General features: G+C 62.6%; 13 protein-coding genes. 4 read left to right on the plus strand and 9 right to left on the minus strand.

From position 1 onward, the window contains the following. The first annotated feature begins 22 nt into the window (after positions 1-22). The 4 genes from Q8O80_RS08600 to Q8O80_RS08615 are packed head-to-tail and all read left to right on the plus strand — an operon-like array spanning position 23 to position 3807. Entirely contained in the window at positions 23-1003 is a 981-nt protein-coding gene (locus Q8O80_RS08600) for an ABC transporter substrate-binding protein (RefSeq protein ID WP_305578960.1), read from the plus strand. Further along, the gene (locus Q8O80_RS08605) at positions 993-1877 is read left to right on the plus strand and encodes an ABC transporter permease (RefSeq protein WP_305578962.1); all 885 of its coding nucleotides are present in this window, start codon (positions 993-995) and stop codon (positions 1875-1877) included. The genes Q8O80_RS08600 and Q8O80_RS08605 overlap by 11 nt, the downstream gene beginning before the upstream one ends. Then, positions 1874-2611: an ABC transporter ATP-binding protein gene (locus tag Q8O80_RS08610; protein ID WP_305578964.1), complete on the plus strand. Its 738-nt coding sequence runs from the start codon at positions 1874-1876 to the stop codon at positions 2609-2611. Before Q8O80_RS08605 ends, Q8O80_RS08610 begins: the two co-directional genes overlap by 4 nt. After that, entirely contained in the window at positions 2608-3807 is a 1200-nt protein-coding gene (locus Q8O80_RS08615) for an NnrS family protein (protein WP_305578966.1), read from the plus strand. The genes Q8O80_RS08610 and Q8O80_RS08615 overlap by 4 nt, the downstream gene beginning before the upstream one ends. Here Q8O80_RS08615 and Q8O80_RS08620 read toward each other — a convergent pair. The 9 genes from Q8O80_RS08620 to Q8O80_RS21550 all read right to left on the minus strand — a co-directional run bounded on the left by Q8O80_RS08620 (position 3804) and on the right by Q8O80_RS21550 (position 10055). Beyond that, positions 3804-4106 (minus strand): DUF1971 domain-containing protein, encoded by a 303-nt coding sequence (locus Q8O80_RS08620; RefSeq protein ID WP_305578968.1) that lies wholly within the window; start codon positions 4104-4106, stop codon positions 3804-3806. The genes Q8O80_RS08615 and Q8O80_RS08620 overlap by 4 nt on opposite strands. Next, a complete protein-coding gene (locus tag Q8O80_RS08625; protein ID WP_305578970.1) occupies positions 4090-4710 on the minus strand; it encodes an FmdE family protein in 621 nt (206 codons plus the stop codon). Before Q8O80_RS08625 ends, Q8O80_RS08620 begins: the two co-directional genes overlap by 17 nt. Positions 4711-4763: 53 nt before the next feature. Further along, positions 4764-5834: an ABC transporter substrate-binding protein gene (locus Q8O80_RS08630; RefSeq protein ID WP_305578972.1), complete on the minus strand. Its 1071-nt coding sequence runs from the start codon at positions 5832-5834 to the stop codon at positions 4764-4766. Positions 5835-5843: 9 nt separating this feature from the next. Continuing rightward, positions 5844-6911, minus strand: coding sequence for an ABC transporter substrate-binding protein (locus Q8O80_RS08635; RefSeq protein WP_305578974.1), 1068 nt, complete (start codon positions 6909-6911; stop codon positions 5844-5846). 3 nt (positions 6912-6914) lie between these two features. Then, on the minus strand, positions 6915-7733 hold the full coding sequence (locus Q8O80_RS08640) for an ABC transporter ATP-binding protein (protein WP_305578976.1): 819 nt from the start codon (positions 7731-7733) through the stop codon (positions 6915-6917). Beyond that, entirely contained in the window at positions 7730-8785 is a 1056-nt protein-coding gene (locus tag Q8O80_RS08645) for an iron ABC transporter permease (protein ID WP_305578978.1), read from the minus strand. The genes Q8O80_RS08640 and Q8O80_RS08645 overlap by 4 nt, the downstream gene beginning before the upstream one ends. Positions 8786-8941: 156 nt before the next feature. After that, positions 8942-9376 carry an Rrf2 family transcriptional regulator gene (locus Q8O80_RS08650; protein ID WP_305578980.1) on the minus strand — a complete coding sequence of 145 codons (435 nt, stop codon included), beginning with the start codon at positions 9374-9376 and terminating at the stop codon, positions 8942-8944. A gap of 86 nt (positions 9377-9462) precedes the next feature. Next, entirely contained in the window at positions 9463-9861 is a 399-nt protein-coding gene (locus Q8O80_RS21545) for an ATP-binding cassette domain-containing protein (protein WP_371136148.1), read from the minus strand. A 53-nt stretch (positions 9862-9914) separates the two neighbouring features. Beyond that, complete coding sequence (locus tag Q8O80_RS21550) at positions 9915-10055, minus strand: ATP-binding cassette domain-containing protein (protein WP_371136149.1); 141 nt, start codon at positions 10053-10055, stop codon at positions 9915-9917. Positions 10056-10693: the final 638 nt, after the last annotated feature.

Raw genomic sequence — 10693 nt, forward strand, 5'->3', positions numbered from 1 at the left:
AACGCCTGCCCTGGAGATCCAAATGTTGAACCGTCGTACCTTCCTTACCGGAACCGCCATTGCCACAGGCTCGGCGCTGTTCGCGCCGGCTTTGCTGCGCGCCCAGGAGCCGCTCGTGTTCTGGGGGCCGGGAGCTACGCCCTCAATTGTCGTCGCCCAGGCTATAGCCAGTGGCGATCTCGATGGCGTTGCCCCCGGCGCGACGTTCCAGGCGTGGAAGACGCCCGACGAGTTGCGTGCCGGCCTTAGCTCCGGCTCCATGCCCGCCAGCGTGGTCCCGAGTTATGTCGCCGCCAATTTCTACAACCGCGGCTTGGGCGTGCGGCTGCTCAACATCAATACTAATGGGCTGCTCTATGTGTTGGCCAGTGACGGATCCATTGCCGACATCGCCGGCCTGAAGGGTAGGAGGGTCGGGGTACCGTTCAAGAACGACATGCCCGACTACGTGCTGGCGCGCCTGCTGGAGAAGGCGGGGCTAATAGCGGGCACTGATCTGACGCTGGAATATACCGCCACACCGGCCGAGGCGGTGCAGATGCTGCTGGCGGAGCGGCTTGACGCGGTGCTGACCACCGAGCCGGCCGCAACGGCCGCCCTGGCGCGTTCTGCCGAAGCCGGCAAGCCACTGCATCGGGTCATCGATATCTCGCAGGCGTGGACGGCAGTAACCGGCAAGGCGGTGATTCCGCAGGCCGGACTGGCATTGACTGACGCTCTGGTTGAGCGTCTCGGTCCCGATGGTATCGAGGTGTTGCAGGCAGCCATGGAAAAGGCCGTTGACACCGTGCTGGCTGATCCGGAAGGCGCCGCCTCGCTGGTGACCGAAACCTTCGGCCTGCCAGCTGCAGTGATTGCCCGGGCGCTGCCCTTCAGCAATCTCACCGCCGGGCGGGCCAGCCTGATCAAGCCCGATCTGGTCGAATTCTTCGAGGTGCTGGCGGCGGTTAATCCGGCAATCCTGGGCGGCAAGCTGCCCGACGATGCTTTCTATGCTCTCTGACAGCACGGCGCCGGCGAGGCCTTGGACCGATGCACCGCGTCCGATGCCCATGGCGGCGGGCGGGCTGAATCTGCTGGGACGGGCCGGCGCTTGGCTGGGGCGCTATATCTGGTCGGGCTGGGCCGGGCTGGCGGGGCTGTTCTGCCTCGTTGCAGCCTGGCAGCTCGGCCATGAGCTCTATGGCTCGTTCATCCTGCCGGCGCCGGGCGAAACCTTTGCCAAGGTGCAGCAGATCCTGCTGTCGCCGGGATTTCCGGCCATAGCGGGGGTGACTGCCGAGCGCGCCCTGACCGGCTTCGCGCTGGCGGCCGGGATCGGGACGATTGCGGGGGCAGCGGCCGGCTACTCCTTTGCCACCATGCGTATCCTCAAGCCCATCGTCACAGTGATTCTGGGCGTCCCGCCCATCGCCTGGATCGTGCTGGCGCTGATCTGGTTTGGTTCGGGCAATGGCTCGGCGGTGATGACCGTGGTGCTGGCCGGCGTGCCGATCTCCTTTGCGGGCGCGCTGGAGGGCGTCGCCACCAGGGATCGCTCGCTCGACGCCATGGCGCGGACCTTTGGCGCCTCTGCGGTCACGCGCTTTCGCACCGTCACGCTGCCGCACCTGCTCTCTTACATGTTTGCGGCCTGGACCACGACCATCGGATCGGCCTGGAAGGTGACGGTGATGGCGGAGCTGCTGTCCAATACCGGCGGCGTCGGCGGGGAACTGGCCACGGCGCGCGCCCTATTTGACATTCCCGCCGTAACGGCGTGGATCGTCGTTACCGTCATTTTTGCGCTGATTTCCGATTTCGGCATCCTCCACCCCATCCGCGAGGCCGTGGAGCGTTGGCGCAGCGCCAGCTTGCCCTGGGGTGTCAAACGATGAAGCTGGCACTGCATGGCGTGGGCCACTCGTTTCTCGGGCGCAGCGTGTTCGAGGGTTTCCAACTGACGCTGGGGGAGGGAGAAGTCGTGGCTCTGCTGGGCCCCTCGGGCTGCGGCAAGACCACAATCCTGCAGATCGCCGCCGGGTTGATCGAGCCGCTGCGCGGTCGTGTGGAGCGTGCCTATCGTCGCCACGCCGTGGTGTTTCAGGAGCCGCGCCTGCTGCCCTGGCAAACCACCTTGGCCAATATCGGTTATGGGCTGGCAGCATCGGGCATGAGCCGGTCGTTGCGGGACGCGCAGGCCGCGGCCCGGGCCCGCGATGTCGGGCTGTTGCCGGAAGATTTCGACAAGTATCCCGCCGAACTGTCTGGCGGCATGCGCCAGCGCGCCGCCGTGGCCCGGGCGCTGGCTGTCGATCCGGATGTGGTATTGTTTGACGAGCCTTTCACCGCCGTCGATGTCGGGCTAAAGCGGGCGCTGCAGGATCTGGTGATCGCCGCAGCTGAAACGCGCAGCTTTTCGGCCATTTTCGTCACCCACGATTTGAGCGAGGCCGTGCGGGTCGCGGACCGGCTGATCCTGCTGTCAGGCGAGGACGGCCGCGTGCTTGACAGCCGTCAGGTGGCCGGGCAACGCGGCCGGCGCAGCGATCGTGAGATCTTCGATATGGTGGATTCCTGGTCGCGCGAGCCTGAATTTGCCGAGCTGTTTGATCCGAGGCGGCAGTCATGAGTAGCCGAAACCCCCCGCTGCCGCCGATCCTGCTCGACGAGGGCTTCCGTCTGCTGTTTCCCGCGGCCGCCATCCATGGGGCGCTTTGGCCGCTGATCTGGACCATGCTCTATGGGCTCGATCTGCCGCTGGCGCATGCCATCCCGGTCAGCCAGTGGCATGCCCATGAGATGATCTTTGGCACCTATGGCATGGCGCTGGCGGGGTTTCTGACCACGACGATGCCGGAGTGGACCGATACGCCGCGCCGGCGTGACCGCGATCTGTTGTGGCTGCTCGGCCTGTGGCTGCCCGGGCGCATCGCGGGACTCTTTGGCGCTGATCTGCTGGCCGGGCTGACCGGGGTGACGGATGCTGCCTTCCTGCTATTGCTGACGTGGTTCATCAGCAAGCCCTTACTTGACCGGCGCAGCACCAAGCACCTGTCCTTTGCGATCTGGTGCGGCCTGTTTGCGGGCCTTGAGATTGCCATTCGGCTGGCCTGGGTAACCGGCGCCCACCAACTTTCAGGGCGCCTGCTCGAGGCCGCGCTTGCGGTTTTCCTGGTGTTCCTTTCGCTCTCGGTGGCCCGCATCAATGTCGTGGTGATCAATCTGGCGCTCGACCCGAGCGGAGAGACGACGCCCTATCGGCCACATCCGGGTCGGCAGAACTTGGCCGCTGGTCTCGTCGCACTCTATGTGGCCGCCCTCTTGGTCCTGCCCAATTCACTGGCATCAGCTTTCCTGGCGCTGGCGGCCGGCGCCGCGTTTTTTGATCGGCTGGCCGAGTGGTTTATCGGCCGCGCTGTGCTCAAGGCCGAAGTGTTGGGGCTGGCCGGCGCCAATCTGATGGCCGGGCTGGGTTTTCTGGTGGTCGGCCTGGCCGGTCTTGGCGCACCCGTCGCCGCCCATACCGGCCTGCACCTGCTCTCTATGGGTTCGCTGGGATTGGCGGTGATCTCGGTCTTCATCATTGCCGGGCTGCGCCACACCGGCCGCGACCTGGTTCTACCGCGTCAGGGGCATTGGGCACTGGCGCTGATGCTGCTGGCAGCCCTGGTGCGCACGCTGCCTGAACTTGGCATAGGCGAGCGCCTTCTCGGCCTGCACTACGCACTGGCCGCCTTGTTATGGGCTGCAGCCTTTGGCGTCTGGCTCCACGCCTTCCTGCCCTATTTCAAGGCTCCGGCGCTGGTGAGCCCGTCGACGGACTAGGCGCGGTGAAACTCGACGTAAAACCGCACCGCTCCCGCCGGCTCGACTTCATGCAAAGCCTGCGGAAAAATCACCTGGTGCACGCCGACTGGCAGCACGCTTTCCGTTCCGGTTTCGAGATCGCGAAAGCGCAACTGCCCCTGCTGCACATGGATTTGGGCCCAGACCCCGGTCTTGGTTGAATGCGCCTTGAGCAGGCCGGCGGGGACGGTGGTTTCGGTGAAGTCGGGAGTGCGCCGATAGGGGGCGAGGCCAGCCGGCCAGTGACGCTCGGCAGCCACGTCAATGGGCCCAGTCATAGAGATGGACCAGCTTGGGATCGTCATGATGCTCGATCAATATGCGCTGGACGCGCTCCTGCCACAGCCGGGCGAAGTGGGCCTGCTCGTCCGGTGTGGCCGTACCGGCAACGGCTTTGGGCATCAGGTTCGCCATGGCCGGATCGTGCGGGACGCAATCGGTATTGATGTCGACCACCACGCCCTTGCCGGTGTCACGCCGCCGCAAAGCCAGCCTGCCATCGATCTCGGCATTAAAGGAGAGCTGGCTCATCCGGGCAAAGCGGTGCGTCGGACCGATGCCCTGAAAGCCGGTTTCGGCGGCGGCACCGGTGAGCAGCGTCGCGATTGAGGCCAGCACGCCGGTGGTGGCATAGTCGCGCGCATCGCGCATGGCCACTTCAATGTTGCCGCGCTCGGGCAATTCGTCATCGTAGAGGTAGCTCAGTCCGTTGGTGACCATCAGCCAGGCGCTGGCCACGGCAGGGCAGGAATGTCCCGCCAGCCGGACCGCATCGGCATAGCGATACTCAATGGTTCCATCACTGGTCGCCCCGAGAAAGGCCGCGAGGGGTTCACGCAACCGCACAGCGGGCGCTTCGTCAAAGAAAGCAGGAAAAGTCATGATCGTCCTCGGCAATGAAATTTGGCCACCGGATGACACCGATGGCCGGGGCATCAGAATGTGGGGTTGAGGATGGACTCGACGTCTGCATCTGTCAGAGCATAGTCGTAGAAGCGCAGATAGTAGGCCTTGAGGTCGGCGGCAAAATTGTAATCGGCATACAGTTCAGGATGCATTTTCTGCGCTGACCACTTCAGCATCATCGGCACGTCCCCATTGGGCACATACCACTGGAACACACCTTCTGGGATCTTGTATACGCGATGGTTCTTGACGGCGCTGACATGGCTCCAGTCCTGCCCAGGTATGCGGTTCTCATAGAGGTCCTCAGGCAGGGTGGGAGAGAGGTTGGTGATGAAGATCACCTCCGGATCAAGCGCATAAACCTGTTCCATGCTGATATCGGAGAAGGACGGGAAACGTTCGCCAGCCAGATTGGTCCCACCCGCCTCGGTGACCCAGAAATCCCCGAAGTGGCCGGGCCCGTTGATCTTGAGCTCGCCTTCATGTAGCCGCGCAAAGAACAGGGCGCCGGGTCGATCCGCCGCGTCCAGCCCGCCCATGATGGCGCGGGTATTTGCCAGCGTCTGGTTGGCATAGTCGATCAACTCGCCAGTCCGGGTGGTCTCGCCGGTTACGGCGCCGATGATGCCCATCCAGTTGGCAAAGGTCTGGATGGTGTTGCCCTTGCCTTTGGAGAGCACGTCGAGCACCAGCGTCGGCACGCCCGTCCGTTCCGCAACCTCTATGGAAGCGTTGCCCTCATGTGTCACGTAGACGTCGGGATTGAACTTGAGCAATTCCTCAGCGTTGAGCACGCCGCCCTCGATGTGATTGGTGGGCAGCTCAAGCACTCCCGGCGCGATCTTGCCAAACACTGAGCGCTCAGCGGCGTTATGGGAGTCCGAACTGATGGCCACCAGGTGATCCAGCGAGCCGGTGGCGATGAAGAACGCCGAGGGGAATGGGAAGAATCCGGCGACGATGCGTTCAGTATTGATCGGTAGCTCGATCTCCCGGTCAATGCCATCGGTGATAATATGGGTATCCTGCGCCTGGGCAGCGGTGACGGGGACGAAAAGGGCGGCGAGGCAAAGCATGCGCAACATGGCGGTATGGGTCATTGGAGGTTCTTAGAGTTGTGGCTTGAGAATGAGCTGAACGTCGGTGTCACTAAGGTCGTAGCCATAGAAGTGGCCGTAGTAGGTCTTGATTTCGTCCTCGATGCGAAAGTGCGAAAACAGCTCAGGCTGGTTTTTCTGGGCCATCCATTTGAGCATTAGCGGCGCGTCGGCGCTGGGCGGATACCACTGGAAAATGCCCTCCGGAATCTTGTAGACACGCTGGTTCTGCACCGCCCTGACGTGGCTCCAGTCCTGCCCCGGAATGCGGTTCTCGTAGAGATCTTCCGGCTGGGTAGCGGAGAAATTGGAGATGAACATAACCTCCGGATCGAGCTTGTAGATCTGTTCCATGTCGATGTCGGCTAGCGGTGTGAACTCAGGCGGCGCCAGATTGACGGCACCTGACTCGGTGAGCCAGAAATTCCCGAAATGACCGGCGCCGTTGACCTTGAGCGATTTTTCTTCAAGCCGTGCGAAGAACAGGGCGCCAGGCTTCTGGGCATCGCTCAGGCTGGCCAGGCGGGAGCGCGTATCATCGAGCGTCCCCTGGCCATAGGCGATGATCTCCTGGGTGCGCGCCTCCTGCCCGGCCACCTGACCGAGCAATTGCATCCAGCCACTGTAGGTCTGAATGACATTGCCGCCGGAATTGGACAGCACATCCATCGCCAGAACCGGAATCCCGGTGCGCGCGACATCGGCAATGGCGGGCATGGTTTCATAAGAAACGAACACATCAGGCGCCAGCCGCAGCAGTTCTTCGACATTGACGGAATTGCCCTGCGTGAAGCCAGTTTCAGCGTTGTGCAATGCCGGGGCTATGCGGCCCAGCAAAGCCCGTTCGGCCATGCGCATGGAGTCCGGATGCATGCCGGCGATGGCGTCGGCCGAACCAGTGGAGATGAACCATGCAGAGGGGAAAGGCAGGAACTCGGTCACGATGCGATCGACCTTGATCGGCAACTTGACTTCGCGACCCATGCGGTCGGTGACCTTGTGAGTGTCCTGCGCCAGGGTTGGCGCGGTCGCGAGGGCGGTGCTGATGAGCAGGGCGGTGAACAGCGATGGCTTGAACATGGTTCAGCTCTCCGGTTGAGAAGGGGCAGGGGGCCGGTCGAGCGACACTGGATAGATGGCACGCATGGCGCGACCTTCGGCGACAATGGTGTCGATGCGCGCATTAACGCCGAAGCACGCGCGGATAGAGTCTTCAGTCAGCACTGTGTTCGTGGGGCCGAAGCGATGGGTGCCATCGCGGCCCAGCATCAGCACGGAATCGGCAATGCGTAGTGCGTGGTTGGGAAAATGCGTATTCATCACGCAGGTCAGGCGATCCTCGCGGGCGAGACGCTCGATGATATCGAGGATGATCAGCTGCTTTTTGAAATCGAGATGCGATTCTGGCTCATCGAGAAACAGGATCGATGGTTCGCCGATCAGCGCACGGGCGATGAACACCAACTGCAGTTCACCCCCGCTGATGGCGTTGCAATAGGCCGTCTCCAGATGGCCGATTTCGAGGCGCTCCAGCACCCGGCGGGCCAGGGCGCGATCCTTGGCGCCGGGTCGGGAAAAGGTGCCCAGATGCGCCGCGCGACCGAGCAGCACCATGTCCAGAACCGAATAGGCAAAGGCATTGGCGCGCGCCTGCGGCACATAGCCGATATGGCGCCACAAGGCCCGTTCGCCATAGGCGGCCAGCGGCTTGTCATTGATACGGGTTTCGCCCTGCTGCCAGGCCATCATGCCCGTAATGGTGTTGAGCAGCGTCGTCTTGCCCGAGCCATTGGGACCGAGCACCGCCATGATGTCACCGGGAGAGAGGGCGAAATCGAGACCCGAAAACAGCGGCTGTCCTGGCCTGTAGCCATAGCTGGCATTGCGGATGGTGAGGCTCATGACCAGCCTCCCTTGCTGCGCTTCAGCAGGTAGGCAAAGAACGGTGCGCCCACCAGCGCCGTCAGGATAGACAGCGGGATTTCGGCGCTGGTGGCAGTGCGTGCGACCGTATCGATGACCAGCAAGTAGATGGCGCCCATCGAAATCGATGCGGGGATCAAGGCTGAGTGGTTAGAGCCCACCAGCATGCGCGCGACATGGGGAATGACCAAGCCTACCCAGCCAATAATGCCAGCCAGCGACACGGTGGTCGCGGTGACGAGAGTGGCAGCGATAATGACGACCCAGCGGATTTTCTTCACATCGGTGCCGAGCGAACGGGCCTCAATCTCCGACAGCGACATGACATTGAGCCGCCAGCGCACTGCCCACAATACGGCAATACCGATGCCGATCAGGGGCACGCCCCAGGCCAGCATCTCATAGGATGCGGAGGTGAGGCTGCCCATCAGCCAATAGACAATGGTGGGTAGAGTATCGGTGGGGTCGGCGACATATTTGAGCAGCGCCAGCAGCGCCTCGAACATGGCGGCGGTAATAACGCCGGCCAGGATCAGCATAAAGAGCGACGAACTGCCGCCGCGCCGCGAAATCCACAGCGCCAACACCATGGCCACAATGCCGAAGACCAGCGCCCCGGCGGGCACAAATGCCATATGGCGGAAGATCAGGATGGTGAGGGCCGCCCCAAAACCCGCGCCCGAGGATACTCCTAGAATATGCGGGCTGACCAATGGATTGCCGAACAGGCCCTGAAAGGCGGCGCCTGACACAGCGAGGCCCGCGCCGATAAAAAGCGCCATCAGCACCCTCGGCAGGCGAATGTTGAGCACGACGGTCTCTTCCACCGCCTCCCAATTGGGCTCGATCGGCAACACGTGGCTGAACAGGATGGACAGGGTATTGCCGGGACTGACGATATAGCGTCCTAGGCACAGAGCCAGCACGGCGAGCAATAGTGGCAGGATAATGAGAATGGCAGTGAGGACGCTGGTACGGGTAGCAGTGCGCGCATGCAGGCTCGCCCGTTTCGCTGGCGCGAAATCGGTCATGGAAGGCCTTTGATCAATAATGGTACGATGCTGTTACATCCGGTCTGTGACGGACATCCGGAGCACAGATCACATGGGTGTGATCAGCTATACAGCAAATACATGTATTTAACAGTCATGTTTTAGCGTCAAGCGAAAATGTCGCACTCACCATCTTCAGTCGGCTGGGCGCTGAACTCCGAAGTGGACGGGATTGCTGGCCAAATCCTGAAGGGTATGCCGGTCCATCTCCGTCATGAAGGCGCGGAGCGCGCCACCCAGAATGCCGCGCAAATGACAGTCCGTTGAGAGGCAGCAAGTTTGCTCTTCCCGCCCAAAGCACTCCAGCATGGCGAAGTCGGGCTCGGTTGCGCGTACCACATGCCCCAACACGATCTCCTGCGCCGGCTTGCTCAGCGTAAGTCCCCCCAGGCGTCCGCGCACCGCCTTGAGGAAGCCTTCGCGCGCCAGCAGGTTGGCTACCTTCATCAGATGGCTGCGTGAAATCCCGTAGGCGGCGGCGGTTTCTTCAATCGTCACCAGACGATCGGCATTCATTGCCGCATAGATCAGCAGGCGCAGGGCGTAATCGGTGAATTGGGTGAGTCGCATGGTCGTCCTGTAAGCCAGCGGATCGGCCACCACAAGCCAATGCAGAATCGCCCAGAACTGCTGCAAGTTCAACCGTGGCGTCTGTGTTATGAAGATAAAACAGCGCGCAATTGGCCCTGCTGGAGCTCGAGCACCCGGTCGCACAGTGTGCCAAGCATCTTGCGGTCATGGCTGATCAGTAGGATGGCAGTGCCTGCCGCGGCGGCTTCAACGAGCATGTCGAGGACCTGTCGCTTGGCCAGGGTATCGAGAGCACTGGTCGGCTCGTCCGCAAGTAGCAGGCGGGGGCTGGCAATCAGGGCACGGCCTACAGAAACGCGCTGACACTGTCCCGACGATAAGTCAGCCGGCAGGCTGCACGGGTCAACATCGGCCAGCCCGAGTTGCGCCAGCGCCTGCCGGGCCGGCTTTAGGTGCTCCGCCTGCGCCAGCTTGGGTCGGCGGGGGGCGGTCAGTGGCTGACCAGGCTGCGCCAGATGAGCCAGCGCGGGTCGAGGCTCGCAACAGGATACTGAAACACCGGCATGGTCGCGCCGCCCTAATTGCTGCCAACGGTGCCGACAACTGTGCCTGAGCTTGTCGGCTCGAGCCCCGCAATAATGCGCAGAAGGGTTGATTTTCCGCGGCCAGAGGGTCCGGTAATACCGACCACCTCTCCAGCATGGAGTACCAGATCCACACAATCCAGGATGGTCCTGTGGTGTTTGCCATGGCCAAAGGACTTGCCAAGGCCCGTCAGCAATCGGGTGGGTCTTCCTAGCCCGGCTTGCCAAGTGACGGCCGGGTGCCTGCCACCGCGACAGCATCTGCGGCTGCACGTTGCGTGGCGTCGACTGCGGCGCGGGTTATCGCAGAACCGGCAACCAACTCGCGCCCACGGCAAGCTGCGCCTCGGTATGGCCGCGATCAGCCTGCCACGTGGCGATGGCGCCTGGCAGCCACGTCAGCAGGCTTTCGGTGAATGGCAGGCCAAGCGGCTGTCCGCTGCGGCCGATTGACGAGCAGGCACCGAAAGCGATAGCCGTGGGCATGCTGATCGGCGAGCCACTGCCGCTTGGCGGCATACCCTTCGGCGCATTTCTTGTCGGAGATGGCGCAGCAGATATGCGATGTCGGCAAAGATTGCGGTGTGAGCGTTACATAGGACATTGAGCCCCCGGCTTGTCGCAGTCGCAAGTGCCGCGCTGCGCCAGAATTGATGGTGTTACTCTAGCCGGGTCGGACCCGCTGGCCTTGACCCAGGTCAAGGAGTTGAACAGAGCGCGATACTAATTGCTGGTCGGCCTTTGACCCTGGTCATCATGCTGGTCCAGATCA

Origin of the sequence: Devosia sp., from assembly GCF_030689745.1 — a bacterium.
GTDB lineage: Bacteria > Pseudomonadota > Alphaproteobacteria > Rhizobiales > Devosiaceae > Devosia > Devosia alba.